The following is a 23,076-nucleotide window of genomic DNA, read 5'->3' as shown; positions in this document are numbered from 1 at the left end:
TATTCTTTTACCTTGCATACTGTACTGCACGTGTTTCTCGAATCACCGTCACCCGTATCTGGCCGGGATAGGTCAGTTTCTCTTCAATGGCCTTTGCAATATCCTGACTGAGAAGAGTCGCCTCACCATCCTTCACCTTCTGAGAGTCGACTATAATCCGTAAATCACGACCAGCCTGAATAGCATAGGATTTATCCACACCTTCAAAAGCATCTGCAATGGCTTCAAGATCCTCAAGTCGTTTCACGTAGGACTGGAGCATCTCCTTTCGTGCCCCGGGTCGTGCACCTGAAAGTGCATCGGCAGACTGCACCAGAATATCAAGCACAGACTGTGGTGGCTGATCCTCATGATGAGCACCGATTGCATAGACAACTGCTTCAGGTTCACCATATTTCTTGGCAAGATCACGCCCTATTACGGCATGAGACCCTTCAACCTCATGATCTACTGCCTTGCCAATATCGTGAAGTAATCCGGCTCTCTTAGCCATTTTCACGTCAATACCAAGCTCGGCAGCCATAATTCCGCAAAGGAAGGCCACTTCGAGGGAATGCTGCAACACATTCTGGCCATAACTCGTTCTGTACTTCAACCGTCCAAGAAGATTAATCAATTCCACGTGAACTCCATGACAACCAACATCAAAAGTTGCCTGTTCACCAGCCTCCCTCATTACAACTTCAAGCTCCTTGGTTACCTTTTCAACAACTTCCTCTATTCGTGCCGGGTGAATTCGACCATCGGTAATAAGTTGCAGTAAGGCCAGTCGGGCGACCTCACGACGCACTGGATTAAATCCTGACAAAATAACGGCTTCCGGGGTATCATCAATAATGATATCAATACCCGTTGCAGCTTCTATGGCTCTGATATTGCGTCCTTCACGACCGATGATCCGTCCCTTCATCTCATCGTTTGGCAGGGGAACCATGGACACCGTTTTATCAGCAACGTAGTCGCCGGCATAGCGGGAAATGGCAAGCGCCAGGATGTTCTTCCCCTTACGGTCGGCCTCCATTTTCATCTCATTTTCGATCCGGGCCAATCGTTTTGCTGCATCCATACGAGCTTCACTCTCAAGAGACTCCATGAGCATTTTCTTGGCTTCATCCTGACTAAGTCCTGAAAGCTTTTCCAGTTCAAACCGCTGCTTACCGATAAGAAGCTCGGCTTCTTTATTCTTTTCCAGCAGTTCTTTTTCCTGAGTTTTCAGATATTCGGAATGTTTCTCCTGATCACTCCGCCGCGTATCCAGAGTTGTCCACTCCTGTTTTAACTGTTCCTTCTTTTGCCCAAGCCGTTGCAGCTCTTCTTTGAGTTCCAGTTTTTCTTTTCGTATCTCTTCCTCGGCATTCTGCTTCTGTTTGTAGGCAGCTTCCTTCGCCTTTAGCAGCGATTCCTTTTTTATTTGCTCAGCCTGAGAAATAGCTGTTTCAATGATCAGCTTCCCTTGAGCATTAATATTGGCCTCATGGCCCTCAACAAGCCGCTTTCGCAGTAAAATCCCCACTGCAATACCAGCGACAAGTCCCCCACCAAGATATATAATTAATTGAAAATCCACAAAAGTTCTCCCATGACAACAGACATGAATGTGATAATGAGATAGGAGTAAGTGGAGAACCCCTTAGAAAAAAGGGGGTAATAATGAGGAAATAGCATTTGTGAAGCCCATACAGCGCCCCAAAAAATTCAAGGAACGCTTTCCACGGCCATTATAACAAATGCAAACTGTATGTTTAATCCGCCCGAGAAAAAAACAGTTTAAGGACGCACCTGGTGAACCTGCAAACACTCCAGTTTTTCACCATCCCGTCATTTCCGTAAAATCGGAAATTTCATCCTTTACATATGCTCTCTGTTCCTGCCAGTGACAGAACAATAAACAAAGAACTTTTACGGAACAATCAGCAACAACCAGCTGTTTTTTCATACTATATAAAATCGGCTGCCTCATAAACTTGCCCATGAAACAGTGGATATAGACAGACTCTATACTTCCTATTTTTCCAGAAACTCTTTATTCCTACCGCAGTCAATTCTGTCGGTAATTTCTTGAAAGCATTACATATATTGCAAAACTTTCCAGAATATGCAAACAGAACAAAAACAATGCGATGCTTTTGTTCTGAGAAAAAATAAATTTCCCCACCCTGCCGTGTCTCCAGGAACGTTAAACCTATTAAATAGGTGGGCACACTCATATATCCATCTGGTAATTCGCAAGCGATTTTCCATTCTGATACAGAGGAGTTACCCTTTTTAAGAGAGTTGGCTCAACAACACTGAAAATCACCAACAGGCCAGGGAAAACTGTAAACTCTTCTTAACTCAGCCTAGTATAGCAAAGTTCTCGAAAAAAAACAGGTTATCTTGATGAAAGCTTCTTTTCTTCTTCGATTTCCTCACTGATCCGTTTGCCAAGCCGAATCAATCTACTTTCAGTCTCCTGCTTATAATCATTAAAGTTTCGTTTTAATTCAACATATCTTGAGGCTATATTAAGACTGGCCAGTACCGCAACCTTACCCACAGCAACACTTCCAGCAGTCCCGGAAGAACGGTTCTCCTCAACAAGATCTGTCACCATTGCAATAATCTCGTCCACCTCCTCTTCAGGTGCACTGGTATAAAAGGCAAATTCAAGCCCTATGAGTTTAAAACGAACAAGTCGTTCCAACAGATCTACCTCTCAACTAATGCAGGGTAATGTTTCCAGTGTGAGTACTCAACTATTGCTTCTCATAGCATCCACGGAAAACAGATTTCCCTGCACTCCGGAATCAGAATGTTTTTCAGTAGGTTCGACGTCCTCAGTGGAGATTTCACCTTCTGACTCCCACTCTTCGATTTTTCCTATCAGACTACTAACTCTGGAAGAAATATCTCCGCGTTCATTTTTCATGGCCGCAAGCTCATCCTGCAGAGTTTCAATAGTAGCCTCACGCCTCTGCAGACGTTCTGTCAGCTTCTTGCTTTCATCCCGTAGAGCATTGAATTTAGCAAGCAGAGTCGAAACAAATTGCTCAAGTCTTACAAGTTCATTTTCTTCAGTCATTACGATCACTCCAATATAAATAAAAACAAATAGGGTTCAATTAACAATTTTACACAATTATACCTATGATTTGTTTTATTGCAAGCATGCTAACCACGAGAATATTGCCATCCCGTCGGTGAACCGTTCTTGTATGGCATATGACCGTGAAAGGGATTGGGATCCCCATCGAAGACAAGGGGTAAAAAAAACCTGTCCCCCTCCCACATAGGGAGATCTGGAAGCTCGGAGATATACATCCAGTGAAGATCCCCCTCTTCATTCGATGTTCGAGGTTCTCCCCGATACTTCGTCACCAAAAAGATAAATCCAAACCAGTGCTCACCTTTTACACCAAAACCCGGCCAGTTAACAGTACCCCGAAGCTCAACCTCCGCACATTCAATTCCCGCTTCCTCGTAAACTTCCCTTTTCAGGCACGACAATGCGTCCTCACCAGCTTCCATTTTCCCCCCAAGACCATTATACTTACCCAGGTGCTGATCTCCAACTCTCTTGTTTCTATGAATCAACAGCACCCTCTTTTTATCCTTCGAAAGGATAAATCCAAGTGTTGCCAAGATAGGTGTATACATCAACCACTCCTTATGATTTAATGGGGTTCATACTAATATGACTGTTCATCATTTCCACTACACTATTTATCCTGTTCAGACTCTTATCTCACAGAAAAAAACATAACCTGACACAATGCAAGGATTCAACCTGTATAAAGCTATTTTCACAATGATCTCAAGCTCGCCACAATTACGCCTCCTGCCTGTCGGTCTGCTCTTTTTTCTGTTCCTCTGCCCAGCACCCATTTTTGGCGCTACCCCTTTTCCCCACTACCCGGTTATTGCCAAAAATGTCCGTTTCTGGGACAAAATCTACAGTGAGTATTCCACCAGTCAAGCGGTAATTCACGACTCCAACGACCTTAGTATTATCTACGAGGTACTCCCGATATTCAGCCATCGCCTGCCCGGTGCCTCCAAAGTCAACCAACCGATTTTCAAGGGTATTAAAAACAAATATACTCAAATCCTGACCAAACTGGCACAGGGCATACAGCCACAGACCAGAGAGGAAAAAAGAGTTGCCTCCCTCTTCGGGACAAGCAATCCTGCGCGTTTTAAAACTGCGGCATCATCTGTCCGGGTTCAGATAGGCCAGAAAGATCGATTCCTTGATGGTGTTATTCAATCAGGAGCATACATGGATGAGATCAAAAGCATCTTTTCACGCCAGGGTCTTCCTCTGGATCTTGCCTATCTTCCCCATGTGGAATCGTCATTTAACATCAATGCCTATTCTAAATTCGGGGCCTCCGGGATTTGGCAATTCACACGCTCCACGGGAGAACAGTTTCTCAACATCGACTATGCTGTTGATGAAAGACAGGATCCCATTCTTGCAAGCCATGCTGCTGCCACATTCCTCAAAAACAACTATAAACTCCTCGGCAACTGGCCACTGGCAATCACCGCATACAACTATGGCCCGGCAGGAATGCTTCGAGCCCAAAAAGCCCATTCTGGCTATGAAAAAATTTTTTCAGACTATGAACAGGGGTATTTCAAATTTGCATCACGAAATTTTTACTCCGAATTTCTTGCTGCTGTTCAGGTAGCTAAAAGGCTTGAGAAAGATCCAGCCATTCAACGTAAGGCGCCTCGTTCAAGCTTGAAGTATACCCTTCCCGCATACATCTCTGCCCAGGATATACTGAGTCATTTTAACATTTCCGAGCAAACCCTCAAACAATTCAACCCTGCCCTCAGGCGCTCCGTTTTCCAGGGAAACAAGTATATTCCCAAGGGCTACACCCTGCACCTCCCATACACCAGTCGACACAAAAGTCTCATCGCTAAGATTCCTCCCCATATTTATCATGGAAAACAAAAACCAACAAACTTCCACCGGGTGAAAGCAGGCGACAGCGCTGGAAAAATTGCACAGAAGTATAAGGTCAGCCTCAAGTCGCTACGCCATGCCAACAATCTTGATAAAAACGCAGCCATTTTTGTTGGACAGAACCTGCGTATCCCTGACAGCTCCTCAAAATCATCACAGGCCATCCGGCCCCAAAAGCAAAAAACATTTAATCAACCCGCTAAAACCAGAATCGCAGTAGATGCTTCAAGGACACTGCCATTACTAGCCGACGAGAAAAAACAAAAACCTCAATGGCTTAATATCCAGAGAGCCCGAAGCGTAGTTTTGGGCTCTCTGGGTGTCCGAAACATATTGAGAACAAACGCCACAACCCTGGGAACAATAACAGTCTTCCCCGAGGAATCACTAAAACTCCTTGCCGACTGGCTCCAAGTATCAGCAACTGAGCTTCGCAACTTAAACAACTTCTCTCACAACCGGGAACTTCACCCCGACGAGGATATTAAAATTCTCTTAAATAATGTCTCAGCCAAACAATTTGAAGAAAAACGATTTGACTTTCACCTGGAAACTGAGGAAGATTTCTTTAGTGCCTACAAAATTGTCGGAGTCAGTTCATATACGGTAAAAAAAGGTGATACTGTTTGGGAAATTTGCACAAAAAAATTCGACCTCCCACTCTGGCTATTAAAGAAATACAACGCAAACCTCGATTTCAGCAGTCTTCAATCTTCACAACGATTGACAATTCCGATAGTGAAGGCTATTTGATGCAATCAATCACAAAAGCTTTTACTCACAATATATCAACGCAAAAGGAGTCCACATTGGATATTTCAAAACGTATTGCAGAGATGAAACAACAACCCGGTTTTAATGAAAATGTTGGGATGATCCTCATACATAATGGCACCGTACGCGCCTGGTCACGTGCCAACAACAAAAAAACCGTTGTGGCCCTTGAAGTCACACCGGATCTTGAAAAAATCGAGGCCATTCGCCAGGAATTTCTCAAGCGTGAAGGAATATTTGACATTGTCACAGAAGCTCTCAGCGGACGCTTCCTCCCGGGTGACGACCTGCTCTACCTCATTGTCGCAGGGGATATTCGTGAAAACATCAAACCGGTACTGGCAGAGCTGCTTGACCGGGTCAAGGCGGAAGCGATCACCAAGAAGGAGATAATGGCTGATTAATTTCCCAAAATAATAGGTTATATATGTCAAAAGCAAAGAAGTTCATTAGAAAATTCAAAGACATTAAAACACTTCCTCATGTGGTAACAAACCTGTCCCGCCTCATTGCAGACGAAAATTCCACAATGAAGGATTTTGAAGATGTCATCAAGATGGATCCCGTTCTGGTAGTACGCCTGTTGCGACTTGTCAACTCACCTTTCTATGGTCTCTCTCAGAGGGTTGACTCCATCGGTAGAGCTGTTGCTTACCTGGGTATGAAAAATCTTCACAACCTGGCAGTAACCGATGCTCTGAAAAGTATTTTCCAGGAGAAGGGACAATCACAGTCCTTCTCCAGGGAGAAACTCTGGTTGCACTGTGCTGCTGTTTCCATCTGCGCCAAGATGATTGCTGAAAGAATTTTTGGAGCAAACGGGGATGATGCGTATCTCTGTGGAATTCTGCATGACTTTGGGCTTATCGTCGAATCACAGGTTGATCCGAAGAATTTCTTTGCCGCCTGTGATGCCTGTGAAGACGGAGATTCTCTCACCAGTCATGAACAGGAGCATATGGGGACCGATCACTGTGAAATAGGGTACCAGCTTACCATTGACTGGGAAATGCCAGAAACCATCCAGGAAGCCATCCGCGACCACCACCTCGAAAGTGGCGATTTCGCCCCCTCAAGCCTGACCGGAATCATCCAGATTGCCGAATATATCACCGGCCAACTTGGCTACACAGCCCTCTCCAACATTACTCCGAAACTTCCCTCTCATCTTGTTATTCACATGCAGGATAACATGGACGAATACAAAGTACTCATTGAAGATCTCCCCGAAGAAATGAGTAAGGCCCAGGACCTCTACGGAGGCTAGGAATTTTCATGACTGATAATTTCTCTATTTTTGACACAGTCAGCTCGTACGAGAAGGAAATCAATGAACTGCTGCACCTCCTTTTCATTTCCGTACCCAATTGTTTCGCTATCTGCATCGACAACAAGGGCCAAACACACAGTAAAAAGAGCGGCTCTGCTCCAGATACTTCCATTAGCGAGAAACTCCAGAAACTGCTGCAAGAGAACAGGGAGGAATACGCAGTTGTCAGTACAGAGGACAACAACTGGTCGGCCATAGCTCTTCCAGAAATAAAGGCCACCCTGTACTTCACCTGTCCCACGCACACGGATGATACATGTATCGACAATATCCAGTTCTGTTGCAGGCTCTTTGGAGGCCACCAGAAAACAGTAGCGGCTCAGAAAAAACTGGAAATCCAGAAAAAACAGTTTGATCGTAAGTTTTCAGTTCTTGAAGCAAAATACCAGGCCACACTCGAAGATAACGAAAAAAGTTATCGGATTATCCAAGAGCAGCAGGAAAATTATTCAAAGACCCTGCAAACAGAAATAGAACTCCAGACAAAAGAGTTACGCAAAGCCAAGGTTGCAGCTGAATCGGCTTCCGTTGCCAAAAGTGAATTCCTTGCCTCCATGAGTCATGAAATCAGGACACCAATGAACGGCGTTATTGGATTCACCGAAATGCTCCTGCAAACCGAACTTGACGAAGAGCAGCGGGACAGTGCAGAAACAATCAAACGAAGCGGGGAAGCACTCCTCGGCCTTATTAATGACATTCTCGACTTCTCAAAAGTTGAGGCCGGACAGATGAGTCTTGAATATATCGATTTTGATCCTGAAATCACAGCCCATGACGTCTGTGAACTGGTGCGACCACGTGTCTCAGGTAAACCTATAGAAGTACTTTGTAAAATCGACGACAACCTGCCCGCAAATGTCTGTGGCGACCCTGGCCGGTTCCGCCAGGTTCTGCTCAACCTCCTTGGAAACTCTGCAAAATTCACTGAAAAAGGTGAACTTGAACTAACCATCAATGTGGAGGAGGAAGACGACAAAAACATCAAACTTCACGCTCTTATCCGTGATACCGGGATCGGAATCGATTCCTCGAAATGTGAGTCGATCTTTGAAGCATTCAAACAGGAAGACGGCACCACCACCCGAAAATACGGAGGAACCGGCCTTGGACTTTCAATATGCCGTAAGATCGCCTCTTTAATGGATGGAAGGGTCTGGGTAGAAAGTACCAAGGGAAAAGGATCCACCTTCCACTTCACCGCAATGATGCGGAAGTCATCAATTTCACGTGCAAAAACGCTCAAACAACTGGATCTTGAGGGGACCAGAATGCTTATTGTGGATGATAATGCAGCAAACAATGAAATCCTCGTTCACCTTCTCAATAATGCTGGTATCAAAACCACTGCCCTGCTTGATGAAACGCAAACCATGGCAACTCTGAAGGAAGCAGAAGAGTGTGGTGCCCCCTTTGACCTTGCCATAATTGACCTCCAGATGCCGACCATCACGGGATTTGAACTGGCCAGGATAATCAGGGAGTCAAACCTTAAAAGTAGAGATATCCCTTTTCTTGCCTACACCTCATCAACGGAAAAAATTGCTAAAAAGTGTAAGGATGCCGGGTTTACGGCATTCCTCAACAAACCGGCGCGACGAGCCATCCTGCTCCGCACCCTTTCAAGAACCCTCGGCACAGGCGGAGATGAAATTGATCCTGCAGCAGAAAAGAAACTGGTGACTCAGTATTCAGTGCGGGAAGAAATAAAGCAATCGATCAGGATTCTTCTTGTTGAGGATAATCTGGTCAATCAGAAGCTTGCAAGCATGATCCTGACCAAGGCCGGATACAACGTTGAAGTTGCTGCCAATGGAAAGATTGCGGTTGATATGTTCAGCAGCACCCCGGACTTGTTTGACACCATCCTTATGGATGTGCAGATGCCGGAAATGGATGGATATGAAGCCACCCGGCAGATTCGCAAACTGGGATATACCAGCATTCCTATCCTGGCCATGACCGCCAATGCCATGAAAGGCGATCGCGAACTCTGCCTTGAGGCAGGCATGAATGATTACATAACTAAACCAATCAAAAGAGACATTGTTTTTAATATGCTGGACAAATGGTTAAATTCTCCCAGTTAAACAACAAAACCACCCAGGCTTCCTGAAGCCCCCCTATGTCAGATAAAAAAACAGCACGCTCTTCCGTCACTGGACGACTTCTTAACTGGGCAAGCACCCCACTTCAGACTGCTCCTTTCTCTCTGACCTGGCTTCATACTCTCATTCGGATCGTCCTTATCACATTCAAAGAATTCAACAGCAATGATCTGAACATTCGTGCAAGTGCCCTGACCTACACCATACTCCTTTCACTGGTTCCCATGCTCGCGATGGGTACCGCCGTTGTCAAAGGGCTTGGCGGTGGAGATGAATTACGACAGGTTGTTTACAGCTATCTGAATACCCTTGAAGAAACGACACCGCTTACTCACCTGGCCATACCTGAAGTAATTGAAAAACTTCCAGGCGAACAAGCCAGCCAGCCTGATACAACCATTACCTCCCCCCAGACAGATGAGCCACTCACCGATCAGTTCCGGGCGGCAGCAGATCAGATGTTCACCTATGTTGACAACACAGACTTTGCAACTCTTGGTTCGATTGGTGTTCTCGGTGTTCTCCTCAGTGCTATCCTGGTACTCTCCAACATCGAACTTTCGATGAATACCATATGGCATGTTTCCTCGGGAAGATCACTGCTCAGAAAGGTTACGGATTACCTCACATTCCTTATCCTCATGCCACTCTCGATCAACTTTGGATTTGCCGCCAATGCAGTGCTGAAAAATGACATGCTACTCGATAAATTTCTAAACTTTCTCCCTGGCCCCTGGATAGAAACCGGCCTGCTGCTTTTTATCCCACTTTTTTTTATTACCCTTACCCTCTTTTTGATTTACATTTTTTTTCCTAACACCAAAGTAAAGCTCGGGCCTGCCTTTGTCGGCGCTCTCTTCGCGGGTACTCTCTGGTTTCTCACCCAGAATCTGTATATCGGTCTCCAAATTGGAGTTTCCAAATATAATGCAATCTATGGCTCTTTTGCCACCTTGCCACTTTTCCTGGTATGGATGTTCCTTGGCTGGGTTTTTATACTAGGGGGGGCCCAACTGGCCTTTGCTTGTCAACAGCACCGGAAGTATCAGTTAAAAAAACTCACTCATTCACCACTTGAACAACTGAGCGCTGCCTTTGACATTCTGAACACCATCTATGACTATTACAGCAGAAAAACGCCATTGCATAGAAAAGAACTGCCCATCCATTACCCTGCATATTCCGCCACACTTCTCTTCAGCAGCCTGGAAAAACTCCTACTGTCACAGACGGTTGTCAGTACAGAAAAGGGACGCCTCCTCCCGTCAGGCCCTGCAGAAAAACTGAATTACCGGGAAATTTTTTCTGCAATTCTTGGTAATTCAGTTCCCGAAACCATGGGTGGTAAGGCTGCAATGGATCTCATCAACCAGGCAAAAACCATCTTAGATAAAGATTTTTCCCCTAAGCAGCAGGAAGATAACGAATCAACCACCGGGAATACATAAGGGGAAACAAGCCAGTGTAAGTACCTTCTCGAAATTCTTCACAATAAACGATAGAAAATTCAAAAAAGTACTCACTATTTTCTTGCAATTATTTTAGAAATTGATACCATGTGGGAATAGTTATTTATATGAATACATTAACAACAACATGGAGAATTATGATGAAAAAATTTACTTGTTCAGTCTGTGGCTATACCCATGAAGGTGACAGTGCACCAGATAAATGCCCACAGTGCGGCGCAAGCGCTGATAAGTTTAAAGAAGCTGTGGAAGGGGAAATGGCATGGGCTGATGAGCATGTAATTGGTGTTGCCAAGGATGTTGATCCGGCAATTATTGAGGGCTTACGTGCTAACTTTACCGGTGAATGTACCGAGGTCGGCATGTATCTTGCCATGAGTCGTCAGGCAGACCGCGAAGGCTACCCTGAAGTCGCTGAAGCCTACAAACGTATTGCATGGGAAGAGGCGGAGCATGCCTCTAAATTCGCCGAAATGCTAGGTGAAGTAGTTGTCGCATCCACTAAGGAAAACCTTGAAGCACGAGTTGCCGCAGAGCATGGCGCATGTCAGGGAAAAAAAGACCTTGCTGTTGAAGCCAAGAAACAGAATCTTGATGCCATCCATGACACTGTCCATGAGATGTGCAAAGATGAAGCCCGACACGGTATGGCCTTTAAGGGCCTGCTGGAAAGATACTTCGCCTAAAACAAAATGAGTTTTAAAGCAGCCTCACTGAGTTAAGCCTCTGAAGCCTCTGTGTTCTGCACAGGGGCTTTTTTTATTCTTCCATACAGCCGGACACCAGTATCAAGCTGGATTTTCACCATGAATACAATTGAAGCCCTGCAACAACGACGATCAGTACGTGCTTTTCTTAACAAGGACGTTGAAGAAGAAAAGATTAATGCCATCCTTGCTGCCGCCAGCCACGCACCATCTGGTGCCAATATTCAGCCCTGGCAGGTGGCTGTTGTCTCGGGAGAAACAAAAAAGAAGCTGCAACAGCAGATAGAGCAGAGTTTCCGAAGAGGTGATAGAGGAAATGCTGACTACCAGTACTATCCAAAGGAATGGGAAAATCCATACAAACTTCGTCGTATCCATTGCGGACAGCAGATGTACGACACTCTTAACATAGCACGGCGTGACAAGCAGCGCCGTCTTGATCAATGGGCTGCAAACTATCGCTCCTTCGATGCCCCAGTGATGCTGCTTTTTTTTATGGACTCTGCAATGGAAACGGGATCATATCTTGACTGCGGTATGTTCCTGCAATCGGTGATGCTTGCAGCTCTGGATTATAACCTGGCAACCTGTACCCAGGCATCCCTTGCCGATTATCCTGAAATTATTAAGAGCACACTGGGCTATCCGCAGGATACAATCCTGCTTTGTGGTATGGCTCTGGGATATGAGGACAAGGAGGCCCAGATCAACAGTTATCGTACCCCCCGTGAGGAAACAAAGTCATTCACCCGATACTTCCGATAGACTGCTTTCTTCTTATACAGCAGTGCAATCACTCCATGAAAGCGAGAGTATTAACTCTTAAACACACCACCTAGTCAGATTGCCTAAAAAAAAAACAACTTCTTGATTTATTCTCCCAAGTATGAGCTACTGAAGAGAGAATTTTGTTTACCATTCTGGAGACTATCTTCAACCCCTTCACACTACATGATCACCTTTGCCCGTCAGCTTTCATTTCTAACCTACCTGCTGCTCTTTATTCTGTTACAGTTCATTCTGGCAGGACTGCTGTCCTACGGCAAAAAACAGGTGCTGTATAGTTATCAACAGCAATTTTCATCGGAACTTGAGACCGTTCTTGAATTTACTCTTTCACATTATCGGGATCTCTCAAATTCTTTTTTCCAGACTGAAGTAAATCAACCACCAATTCTGTCATTTATGGAGCAGGCAGGCGGGGCCTCTGAAGAGGATAAAATATCTCTGAGGCAGAACCTTTTCGCTGAAATCCAGCCAATGTTCATGCTTGTAAAAAATGATTTTCTCCATCTTCATTTTCATCTCCCCAATGGAGACAGTTTTTTACGAATGCATAAGCCAGAACTGTTCGGCGACAATCTCCTTCAGACACGAGAAAGCATACGTCTCGTTGCCCAGGAACAACAATTCCTTGAAGGCTTTGAAATGGGACGTCATTTTTATGCTTTTCGCTATCTCTACCCTCTCTTTAATGCTGAGAAAAAATTTTTAGGAAGTGCGGAAATCGGGATCTCCTTTCAACAGTTCCGTAAAAGTCTCCAGAATCTGTCAAAGGGCAGGTATCAGCTTCTGGTCAAAGAAGAGATTGCAGAGAAGAAATTAGTCGCTGAGGGCAAGGCAAATTTTCAACCATCTTTCCTCAACAGCCGTTTCTTCATTCAAAAGTCTGATCTCAATACAGAAGAGCTACAAAACCATTTCCACAATCCAGATGGTATTCCTCCTGCAGTCATGAATACGATCGACAACAAGATCAAAAACCATACGGAAAAACTGCTACAGGGTGGAGAAGCATTTAACGTAACAACGAAAGTCGACGGACAGACTTACCTGGTTTCGTTCCTTCCTATAAAAAATATTACCAATTCTGATATCGGATATCTGGCATGGTATTCCAGGGATACAAATTTTTCCTATATTGAGCGTGGCTATATCATCTCCTACTTTATAGGCAGCGTACTTATCTTTATTATTTTGTTTCTCTATCGCTGGTCCACAAATAAAATTTTCTTTCAACTGACACAGCTCAAGGAAGCCGAAAAAGAACTCGGTAAATCCCATGCAGAAATGGAGCAGATTTTCAACACTGCAGCTGATGGTATGCGTGTGGTGGATAAAGACCACAATGTGCTACGGGTTAATGGACGCTTCCTTCACATGAGTGACATGGAGAAGCAGGAGGTATTAGCCCTCAAGTGCTACGAAGTTTTTGGTGGTCCCTCCTGTATGGGAAGTAATTGCCCTCTTGAGCGTATAGTAAGCGAAGGGGAGGAGTGGATCGAATATGAGTCAGTCAAAGAGTTCTCGAATGGCAGAAAGATACCATTTATCATTACAGCAACACCATACCGGAACAGCAACAATAAGGTCATTGGAATCATAGAAGACTTCAAAGACATCTCTGACCGTAAAGAATTTGAACAACAATTAAAAAAACAGGCACGTACTGATCCCCTGACTGGTCTGATGAACCGACGTGGTTTTATCCGCAGTGCAGAAAAGATGCTTCGTCTCGCAAAACGCCAGAAAAACATTCTTTTCCTGCTCTTTGCCGATCTGGACAACATGAAACATATCAATGATGAGTTTGGACATGAAAAAGGGGATCTTGTTCTTCAGGAAACTGCAAAACTCCTCATGAATACCTACAGAGAAACTGATATTATCGGGCGACTGGGCGGAGACGAGTTTGCAGTTTTACTCTTTGACGTATCAGCTAAAGAGAAGGAAAACATAGTGGATCGCTTCCAGGACAACCTAAGCCAGTGGAGGAAGAACTCCGACGAAACCTTTTCCCTGTCCCTGAGTATCGGGGTTGTCCAGTCCCACCCAGAAAAGGAGGAAGACATGGAATCTCTTCTGCGCCTGGCAGATCAGGCTATGTACAAGATTAAAAGACAAAGAAAAACAGGAAAGGTATGAACATCCTCTCAACGGTAGCTATTCATGGCTGATATATTTATTGTAGATGACGATATTATGCTGCAGCAGATGCTTGTCCGGCAACTGCAGTCCTCGGGACATAGGACAGACTGTGCATCCACTCTCACCGAGGGACTTCAGCAGGTTCTTTCAGGAAAGTACGATATTGTCCTACTTGACGTCCAGCTCCCCGATGGCAACGGCCTGGAATACATTCCCAGATTTAAAAATGCGTCATCCTCTCCAGAAGTTATCATCATAACTGGAAAGGGTGATAAAGACGGCGCAGAAAAGGCCATCGTTAGCGGGGCATGGGGTTACATCGAAAAACCGCATGTACTTAAAGAATTAGTCCTTCATATTGCACGGGTAGAGCAGTATCAAAAAGAAAAAAACAGAGCGGAAAAGATACCACTTGTCCTCAAGCGTGACGCCATTATTGGAAACAGTCCCCAGCTCACAAAATGCCTCGACAGGGTCGCTGAAGCGGCACTTTCCGATGCCAGTGTCTTAATTACCGGTGAAACAGGGACGGGAAAAGAACTTTTTGCCAGGGCCATCCACGAGAACAGTAGACGTGCAGACCATAATTTTGTAACTGTTGACTGTGCCTCTCTCCCGGAAAATCTCATTGAAAGCACTCTGTTTGGATATGTAAAAGGCTCTTTTACAGGAGCTGAAAATAACAGGGAAGGACTTGTCCAACTCGCCAATGGAGGAACCCTGTTTCTTGACGAAGTCGGAGAACTTCCCCTGAACGTACAGAAAACCTTTTTACGCGTGTTGCAGGAACACAGCTATAGACCCATTGGATCAACCCATGAAAAAAAGAGTGACTTCAGAGTCATTGCCGCAACAAACATTGATATAGAGAGCAGCATAAACAATGGATCATTTCGAAACGACCTCCTGTATCGTTTAAGGGCCCTCTCTTGCGCCCTCCCTCCCCTGCGGGACAGAAAGGAAGACATTAAGCCCCTGATCAGATATTTTCTAGCCCGGATGTGGGATCGATCAAAGCTTGATTACCAGGGAATTTCACCGGATTTCATAGAACACCTTACCGCCTATGACTGGCCCGGAAACGTAAGAGAATTGCAACAGACTCTGGAACGGGTAGTCGCCAGCACAGTAAGGACGCCCACATTATTTGCCTATCACCTGCCTGAACACTTCCGTATCCAACAGGCTCAAGCGGCAATACACACATCCCCGCCGCACCACTCTTCCCCGGAAGTTTCTCAAACACCAGAAGAGCTCATACCACTCCCCTGGAGTGAGTACAAAAATAATTACGAGCGTCAATATATTTATGATCTCATGCGCCATACCAATGGAAACATAACAGTAGCCTGTCAGATTTCCCACCTCTCAAGAGCGCGCCTTTATCAGTTACGCGAAAAACATGGCTTACTTGATCCATCCTGAATAACTCACTCTTCTTTTGCCGAACATCAATGGCTGCTTTTGTAGCCATCCAATGGCTACAATAATAGACATTGGTCGCTATTGTAGCTACTCTATTCAAAAAACAGCCAAACAATCAATCACATATCATACTGATAGTACTCACAAAACAACAGAACCCGGACCAACTTCCCACGTGGCCTGTTTTTTGCTAAACAGCCTGCATGAATATTTTTTTTTATACAACCTGTAGATCAAGGACCGCTAGACAGTGCGTAAAACGATTGCTGGAACTTCCGGTTCTTCAATCCATGACGGTTCTCCCCGCAGGATCACTTTTTCTTTCTCCCCTGGCCTTCAGGATGCGCAGCGGCGATTTACTTCTCCTCTATTTAACCGATAAAGAGGTTTTAAAAGAACTGCTTTGCCTAAGAAATGACCTCAGTGAGTTTCGTCTCATTTTGATTCTGAAGGACAATACGATCCTTCGGGAAGCATATGCACTCCATCCGCGATTCATAGCCTTTCAGGATGAAGAAATAACCGAACTTGAAGCCGTTATAATGAAAACTTCAAAAACAGCCGTTCCCTGCGCACACAGTCACTGATAGCGATAAACGAAAAGGGAGCCGGTACTCAAATCAGAACCTCCTGTAATAATAAAGTGGTGTTCAAACGATTGTTTGTGACGGTTATAGGGAGTGTGACGATACCGACGTTTTTTGTACTAGAAAGGAATACTGGAGATAAGAAACCGATTAAAGTAGGATTCAATTACTCTCTGGTCTGATAATCTGCTACAATTCAAGAAACCAGACAAAAAACATACAAATGAATAGACAATTCATGTACTCAAAAAGCCGCCTCCTTTTACTGCTTGTCTTTCTGATTGCCCTACTCTCTGAAGTCGTCGGATGTGAGCAAGCCCAGGATATTAAAAAAATTTCCCTTCAGAAAAGTGAACGAATCCATACCCCGCAAACTACCGTAGAAAATGAACAGACTCTAAAGATTGCAGTATCGGCAATGATCTCCCCAACAGAGACATTTTCGTTCTATAAGGAAATCCTTAACTATATTTCTGTAAAGACATCTCTTCCCGTGCAACTTGTACAACGGGAAACCTATGAAGAGGTGAACACGCTTCTTAAAGAAAACAAGCTGGATGCCGCATTTGTCTGTACCGGTGCCTACGTAGAAGGCCACGACGACTTTGGCATGGAGTTACTGGTCGTTCCCGTGGTTTCCGGTAAGCCCGTATATTACTCCTATATTATTGTACCAAAGGAAAGTGAGGCACAGACTCTGAATGATCTGCGCGGAAAATCATTCGCCTTTACCGATCCCTTGTCAAACACTGGTAAATTATCACCGAGTTATATGCTGGCAAAAGAGGGTGAAAACAGCGACAGCTTTTTCTCCCACGTCACCTATACCTACAGCCACGACAGATCAATAGAAGCCGTCGCAAAAAAAATGGTGGACGGTGCTGCCGTTGACAGCCTTATCTGGGACTACATGGATCATAGTACCCCTCTCCACACATCTCAAACGAAAATCATTTCAAAATCAGAGCCCTACGGCATTCCACCTGTGGTGGTTCCCAAAGAACTTAATAGCCACCTGAAAGAAGAACTGCGTACTATTTTTCTTACTATGCATAAGGACAGTGCGGGCATGAAAATACTTAAGGAACTCAGGATTGACCGCTTTATCGTTGTGCCAGATCCAGCCTATACTACTGTCAGAACCATGCAACAATGGATAGCAAATGAACAGTAAACTCCTTAAAAGAAGACGACTCCGTGACCTGCCACTCGGTTACAAGTTTTCATTTCTTGTCAGTGGAGTTGTTATCATGCTGGGGATTGCTTCCATATTTTTTGTTGAGTCCAAAGTTAGTCACGCACTTCACATTGAACACCGGGAAAGAGGCTTCACCATCGCACGCCACCTGGCAACCCATTGCGTTGACCTCATCTTTACAGACAACAGGATCAAACTTTACCAATTGCTCTCTGAGATTAAAAGCAAAGAGAAAGACATTGCGTATCTTTTTGTGGTCGATACCAAAAAAGAGGTATTCGCCCATACTTTTGGCAAAGAAGGATTTCCCAAAGTTCTCCTGACCGCTAACCCCCTCACTGAAGGGGAATCATTTTCGTATAACCATCTTCAATTCGACAACGATAAAAACATCGTTGATGAGCTCACCGTTCCGCTCCTGGAAGGTATAGCGGGAGAACTCCATATCGGTCTTTGTGAAAAGTTCATCCTCCAAAAGATACAAACCCTTCGGATGCAATTAATTGGTATAGCCAGCATTATCTGTTTATTCGGGGTGTTGGCCGCATTCTTCTTCGCCAGGATCATGAGTAAACCTCTACAAACACTGTCTATAGCTTCCGACAAATTTGGGCGGGGAGAAGCAATTCAGGAGCTGCCGGTAATTGCCCATGATGAAATTGGTCGCCTGACAGCCACCTTCAACCAGATGGTTACAAAGATAAAAAGATCCAGAGCAAAACAGGTAACTGTGGAAAAGGCTTTACGGACCAGTAAAAAAGAGTGGGAACGGACTTTTAACGCCCTCACCGACATAGTAACCCTGCAGACCCCGGATCTGTGCATTATCAAATCAAACACAAGTGGCTGTGTCACTCTGGGACTTTCCAGTAATGCAATTCAGGGACGACATTGTTACGAACTCTTCCATGGCTCAAGTCAGCCCTGTCCTGGATGCCCACTGGTACAAACGTCAAAAACATTTTCTCCCTACACCAAAGAAATGTATCATAAAAAATTAGGGAAAACATTCCTGGTCTCTGCCTCTCCGGTAAAAAACGAGAGCGGCGAACTCACTCATATTGTTCACGTTGCCACAGACATAACGACAATAAAAAAGTCCGAAGAGGACAGAATTCGATTAAAAGCTGCCATAGATCAGGCATCAGAAACAGTGGTTATCACCGATGTGGATGGCACTATCCAATATGTCAATCCTGCCTTTGAAACACTCACCGGCTATAGTCGCGATATAGCTATCGGAAAAAACCCACGAATCCTCAATAGTGGTAAACAGGATTCGCAGTTTTATGCGAAAATGTGGGCTGAGCTCGAACAGGGAAAAGTCTGGAAGGGCCACCTGATCAACAGAAAAAAAGATGGTTCTCTGTTTGAGGAAGAGGCTACCATCTCTCCTGTGAGAAATAATGAAGGCCGGATTACCAATTTTGTTGCCGTCAAACGTAATGTCACCAAAGAAGTCTCCCTGGAAAAACAGCTGCGCCAGGCCATGAAAATGGAAGCAATCGGAACCCTCGCTGGCGGCATTGCTCATGATTTCAACAATATTCTTGCCGCCATGATTGGCTATAGTGAAATAGCAAAACAGCAACTAGGTGATGATGACCCTGTCAAAAAAGACATCGAACAGGTCCTTATAGCTGGAACACGAGCTGCAGACCTGGTAAAACAGATTCTCACCTTCAGTCGCCAGGGGGAGGAAATCCTAAAACCCCTCAACATCCAAAGCATCATAAAAGAAGTTCTTAAACTCCTGCGGGCCTCACTTCCGACAACGATTACGCTTAGAGAAAGCATCGCCCCTTCCTGTGGCAAGGTACTAGCCGATCCGACCCAGATTCATCAGGTATTAATGAACCTCTGTACCAATGCCAAGGATGCTATCGGAGGGGCAATCGGGACCCTGAGTGTTTCATTAACGGAAAAACAGATCTCGGAAACTGAAACAATTGCCGATTGCCCGCAGATAGAACATGGCACTTATCTTGACCTTGAAATCAGTGATACTGGTTGCGGCATTGATACTTTAACCCGGACACATATATTTGATCCATTTTTCACAACCAAAGGGATAGGCAAGGGAACCGGGCTTGGGCTATCCGTGGTTCACGGCATAATCAAGCAACATCAGGGGGAAATCACTGTTACCAGCACGGTAAACAAGGGAACCACATTCAACATCTATCTGCCGGTGATCGACAAACACGTGGTGGAAAAAGAACAGTTACTGACCGATGCCCTTCCGGGAGGAGATGAACGGATACTGCTGGTTGATGATGAGCCCGCTATTACCCATTTACTGGAACGTATTCTGGGAATTTTGGGATACAAGGTGACTGTTGTTTCCAGTTCCACTGAAGCACTAAAGATCTATAGCAAGAATCCTGAGGAATTCGATCTGGTTATCACCGACATGACCATGCCGGAAATGACAGGAACAGATCTGGCCATGAAACTGCTGGCTATCCAGCCGAAACTGCCCATCATCCTCTGTACAGGCTTTAGTGAGGCAATGAATGAAGCACAGGCAAGGCTACTTGGAATCCGCGAATATATCAGAAAACCAATCGATACACTTGCCCTGGCCAAAGCTATCAGAAAGGCATTACCACCCTCTTGAGATGAGAACAGGTCTGAATGGCAGAAACCGCCAAAAATCAGGTAGCTTTTCCAGTCTTAAATTGCTATAAGACTGGATAATCTGGCATGGTCCCGTAGCTCAGCAGGATAGAGCACCAGATTCCTAATCTGGGTGTCGCGCGTTCGAATCGCGCCGGGATCACCATTCAACGCTTTTATTTTGGGGCATACTTTTACCCGATTACCACTAATCCTCAGCCTACCCGCCTGAGGAGGAGTTGTTTCGTGTTGATTATATGGGACAACTCCGGGTTGCAAAGCTGAGTTTCGCTGGTAATCAGGTACTCTTATGTGCCCCAAGATATTTTCCTGCAATCACAGTGTCATTTCCCAAAAATACTGTGCGAGAACTCACACTGTTTCGCCATCGGCAATTTTCCCGGTGGAAAAAGCGGATTCTTCTGTTTTCGAGTTGACAATACAGTTACGACCAATGGTTATACCTGAAGGAATACTCGCCTCCTTCCCAACCAGAGTGATCCCTGTATACAGGTGTTTGGGCTGCTTGATATTTGGAAAATCGTGATTCATCCCTGAACCGACGATGGTATCGCCTGAAATTTTCACTCGCTTATCGCAGATTGTTAAATCGACGGTACTTTTTTTCCCAACAGTGCAATCAGCAAAAAGAATAGAATCCCGGACAACCGCACCTTCCTCCACCACTACCCCCGGTGCCAGAACCGAATTTATTACAGTACCCCGAATGACACACCCTGCAGAGATCATAGAACAGCTCACCTTGGCACTATTGGAGAAACGGGCCGGTGGCCGATCTGCGGGACGGCCATCAGCTTCGATATTGGTTCGTACCCCCCATGCTGCGGGAGAAATCGCACTGTCACGCATGATCACATCCATATTGGCCTCCCAATAGGACTGGATCGTTCCCACATCCCTCCAGTAGCCGTAGAAAGGATAGGCAAAGACATTGTCATTATCAATGGCCCGTGGCAAAATGTGCATACCAAAATCGACTTCCGCCTTATCCCGGTACAGGGAGTCAAGAAGGTATTTATAATCAAAGACATAAATTCCCATGGAGGCAAGATTAGTCTTGGGATGCTCGGGCTTTTCTTCCCAGTCAATAATCCGATTATTATCATCAGTCACCCCTGCACCAAACTGGTAAATCTCGCTCATGGGTACGACCATCATCCCAATCGTCACATCAGCTTTCTTGAAGCGATGGTATTCAATCATGGCATGAAAATCCATATTATAGATGTGATCTCCCGAAAGAAGCAATACCTCATCGGCCGGATTCTTCTCAAGAAAGTCTATATTCTGCCGGACAGCGTCGGCGGTGCCTTTATACCAGTCTGAGTCCTTAAATCCGGTGTGTGGAGGCAATATCTTCAAGCCTCTGCTTCGTCCAGTAAAGTCCCAAGCTTCCCCCATGCCCAGATGCCGCATAAGAGACAGGGGTTTATACTGGGTCAGCACTCCGATTTTAGTAAGACCGGAGGTCATTACATTACTGAGACTGAAATCAATTATCCGGTAATGCCCGGCAAAAGGAACAGCCGGTTTTGCCCGACTCTGCACCAGGATATTCAGTCTGCTGCCAACCCCACCGGCAAGGAGAAGTACCAGAGCCTCTTGTTTTACGCTCATCTCAGCACCTCTTCGGCTTCAACACATTTTACTTTCGACCATTGCTCCGAACTGATATTGGGATAGATCTTCGCGCCTTCACCAATGCACATATTATCGGGTATATGATTATTCCAGCCGATAAGTGTCACCACCTTCGCCTTACTCGTGGCCTCTGGACCAATGCGGACTCCCTGACCTATAACAGAGTTCACATCCATGATAACTCTACTCAGCTTACAGTCAGCTCCGATATGATTATTAAAAAACAGGACAGAATCTTCTACAACAGCCCCCTTTTCAACATGGACTCCCGGAAAAAGAATTGAATTTTTTACGGTGCCCTCAACAATGCAGCCATTGTAGACAAGACTGTTATGAACTATTGCCCCGTCACGGATTAATGCTGGCTGGGCATCCCTGATTCCGCGATGTTCCATATTAGTACGCAGTCCCCAGGCCTCCATATCTATGGGTGGATTCTCCCCAAGAAGATCCATACTTGCCTGCCAATACTCCTCAGTTGTCCCGGTATATCCCCAATATCCAGTATATTTGTAGCCGTAAACCTTCCGTCCCTGTGCCATGAGCTGGGGAATAATATCCCTGCCAAATTCAAACGAACTGGATTCCTGATTTTCCTGTAAAGCCCTGTACAACACCTCCGGCTTAAAAACCAAAACAGTAAGGGATGCCCAGTCTGCCTCAGGAGATTCAGGTTTCTCCCAGTAATTAAGGAGCCGTCCACCTGTCTCTCCATCCTCGTTTGAATCTATGGCGGCGATGCCGAAACGATGAGCCTTGGACTTATCGACCTGGACAAAGGCAATGGTCAAATCAGCATCTTTTTTATGATGATAGGCAATCATATCCTGATAATCCATCTTATAGATATGATCTCCAGAAAGGATCAGGATCTGTTCAGGGTCGTGATATTGGACAAAATCAAGATTCTTGTACACTGCATCGGCTGATCCCCGATACCAGTCCGCATGACACTTGTTGTCACTATTATCTTTAAAAGGAGGAAGAATAGAAACACCACGATTGCGGCCAATCATATCCCAGGCCGCGCCCGTACCAATATGATTGATAAGGGAGTAACTTCGATACTGGGAGAGAATTGCAACCTGTTCAATACCGGAGTGGAGGAGGTTGCTTAAAGCGAAATCAATAACTCTTGCAAACCCGCCAAACGGAACCGCTGATTTAGGACGGTAATATGTCAAAACATTGAGATTGTCAACACGACTGCCAGCAAGAATCATTGCGAGTGTAGTGGACTTCGGCATAATACTCCATTGGGTTTCAGACACTGAAAGTGTTATCTATTGCATACTACATAAACAGTATAGTC

The 23,076-nt window shown here is 45.1% G+C and carries 18 protein-coding genes, 1 tRNA gene and 1 other RNA gene; 13 read left to right on the top strand and 7 right to left on the bottom strand.

What is annotated here, in order from left to right:
- Window positions 1-7: 7 nt before the first annotated feature.
- From rny to UWK_RS10510, 5 genes are all read right to left on the bottom strand, one after another.
- Complete coding sequence (gene rny, locus UWK_RS10530; RefSeq protein ID WP_015404350.1) at window positions 8-1,567, bottom strand: ribonuclease Y; 1,560 nt, start codon at window positions 1,565-1,567, stop codon at window positions 8-10.
- Window positions 1,568-2,144: 577 nt separating this feature from the next.
- Window positions 2,145-2,316, bottom strand: a non-coding RNA gene (ssrS, locus tag UWK_RS19030) — 6S RNA.
- A gap of 55 nt (window positions 2,317-2,371) precedes the next feature.
- The gene (locus tag UWK_RS10520) at window positions 2,372-2,683 is read right to left on the bottom strand and encodes a cell division protein ZapA (protein WP_015404349.1); all 312 of its coding nucleotides are present in this window, start codon (window positions 2,681-2,683) and stop codon (window positions 2,372-2,374) included.
- 48 nt (window positions 2,684-2,731) lie between these two features.
- Window positions 2,732-3,061 carry a cell division protein ZapB gene (zapB, locus tag UWK_RS10515; protein WP_015404348.1) on the bottom strand — a complete coding sequence of 110 codons (330 nt, stop codon included), beginning with the start codon at window positions 3,059-3,061 and terminating at the stop codon, window positions 2,732-2,734.
- A gap of 89 nt (window positions 3,062-3,150) precedes the next feature.
- Window positions 3,151-3,636: an NUDIX hydrolase gene (locus UWK_RS10510; RefSeq protein WP_015404347.1), complete on the bottom strand. Its 486-nt coding sequence runs from the start codon at window positions 3,634-3,636 to the stop codon at window positions 3,151-3,153.
- Window positions 3,637-3,787: 151 nt separating this feature from the next.
- On the opposite strand from UWK_RS10510, the gene UWK_RS10505 reads away from it, so the two are divergent.
- The 13 genes from UWK_RS10505 to UWK_RS10445 all read left to right on the top strand — a co-directional run bounded on the left by UWK_RS10505 (window position 3,788) and on the right by UWK_RS10445 (window position 20,268).
- The gene (locus UWK_RS10505) at window positions 3,788-5,710 is read left to right on the top strand and encodes a LysM peptidoglycan-binding domain-containing protein (protein ID WP_052326992.1); all 1,923 of its coding nucleotides are present in this window, start codon (window positions 3,788-3,790) and stop codon (window positions 5,708-5,710) included.
- Between the two features lie 56 nt (window positions 5,711-5,766).
- The gene (locus UWK_RS10500) at window positions 5,767-6,135 is read left to right on the top strand and encodes a molybdenum cofactor biosynthesis protein MoaE (protein WP_015404345.1); all 369 of its coding nucleotides are present in this window, start codon (window positions 5,767-5,769) and stop codon (window positions 6,133-6,135) included.
- Between the two features lie 23 nt (window positions 6,136-6,158).
- Complete coding sequence (locus UWK_RS10495; RefSeq protein WP_015404344.1) at window positions 6,159-6,998, top strand: HDOD domain-containing protein; 840 nt, start codon at window positions 6,159-6,161, stop codon at window positions 6,996-6,998.
- A gap of 8 nt (window positions 6,999-7,006) precedes the next feature.
- Complete coding sequence (locus UWK_RS10490; protein ID WP_015404343.1) at window positions 7,007-9,151, top strand: response regulator; 2,145 nt, start codon at window positions 7,007-7,009, stop codon at window positions 9,149-9,151.
- Between the two features lie 35 nt (window positions 9,152-9,186).
- The gene (locus tag UWK_RS10485; protein WP_015404342.1) at window positions 9,187-10,617 is read left to right on the top strand and encodes a YihY/virulence factor BrkB family protein; all 1,431 of its coding nucleotides are present in this window, start codon (window positions 9,187-9,189) and stop codon (window positions 10,615-10,617) included.
- Between the two features lie 161 nt (window positions 10,618-10,778).
- Window positions 10,779-11,324: an NADH peroxidase gene (locus UWK_RS10480; RefSeq protein ID WP_015404341.1), complete on the top strand. Its 546-nt coding sequence runs from the start codon at window positions 10,779-10,781 to the stop codon at window positions 11,322-11,324.
- A 120-nt stretch (window positions 11,325-11,444) separates the two neighbouring features.
- Window positions 11,445-12,110 carry a nitroreductase gene (locus tag UWK_RS10475; protein ID WP_015404340.1) on the top strand — a complete coding sequence of 222 codons (666 nt, stop codon included), beginning with the start codon at window positions 11,445-11,447 and terminating at the stop codon, window positions 12,108-12,110.
- A 186-nt stretch (window positions 12,111-12,296) separates the two neighbouring features.
- Complete coding sequence (locus tag UWK_RS18550) at window positions 12,297-14,270, top strand: diguanylate cyclase (RefSeq protein WP_015404339.1); 1,974 nt, start codon at window positions 12,297-12,299, stop codon at window positions 14,268-14,270.
- Between the two features lie 24 nt (window positions 14,271-14,294).
- Window positions 14,295-15,698 carry a sigma-54-dependent transcriptional regulator gene (locus UWK_RS10465; RefSeq protein ID WP_015404338.1) on the top strand — a complete coding sequence of 468 codons (1,404 nt, stop codon included), beginning with the start codon at window positions 14,295-14,297 and terminating at the stop codon, window positions 15,696-15,698.
- Between the two features lie 203 nt (window positions 15,699-15,901).
- The gene (locus UWK_RS10460) at window positions 15,902-16,285 is read left to right on the top strand and encodes a hypothetical protein (protein WP_015404337.1); all 384 of its coding nucleotides are present in this window, start codon (window positions 15,902-15,904) and stop codon (window positions 16,283-16,285) included.
- Between the two features lie 238 nt (window positions 16,286-16,523).
- Window positions 16,524-17,459, top strand: a complete 936-nt coding sequence (locus tag UWK_RS10455; protein WP_015404336.1) for a substrate-binding domain-containing protein — start codon at window positions 16,524-16,526, stop codon at window positions 17,457-17,459.
- On the top strand, window positions 17,449-20,103 hold the full coding sequence (locus tag UWK_RS18545; protein WP_015404335.1) for a PAS domain-containing protein: 2,655 nt from the start codon (window positions 17,449-17,451) through the stop codon (window positions 20,101-20,103). The genes UWK_RS10455 and UWK_RS18545 overlap by 11 nt, the downstream gene beginning before the upstream one ends.
- An 88-nt stretch (window positions 20,104-20,191) precedes the next feature.
- Window positions 20,192-20,268, top strand: a tRNA-Arg gene (locus UWK_RS10445).
- 206 nt (window positions 20,269-20,474) lie between these two features.
- Here the strand turns inward: UWK_RS10445 and UWK_RS10440 are convergent.
- Window positions 20,475-21,740 carry a glucose-1-phosphate adenylyltransferase family protein gene (locus tag UWK_RS10440; protein WP_015404334.1) on the bottom strand — a complete coding sequence of 422 codons (1,266 nt, stop codon included), beginning with the start codon at window positions 21,738-21,740 and terminating at the stop codon, window positions 20,475-20,477.
- Window positions 21,737-23,011, bottom strand: a complete 1,275-nt coding sequence (locus tag UWK_RS10435) for a glucose-1-phosphate adenylyltransferase family protein (protein ID WP_015404333.1) — start codon at window positions 23,009-23,011, stop codon at window positions 21,737-21,739. The genes UWK_RS10440 and UWK_RS10435 overlap by 4 nt, the downstream gene beginning before the upstream one ends.
- Window positions 23,012-23,076 lie beyond the last annotated feature (65 nt).

Origin of the sequence: Desulfocapsa sulfexigens DSM 10523, assembly GCF_000341395.1 — a bacterium.
Classification (GTDB): Bacteria; Desulfobacterota; Desulfobulbia; order Desulfobulbales; family Desulfocapsaceae; genus Desulfocapsa; species Desulfocapsa sulfexigens.
The sequence above is the reverse complement of the archived record's forward strand: the minus strand, read 5'-3'. Positions and strand labels throughout refer to the sequence as shown.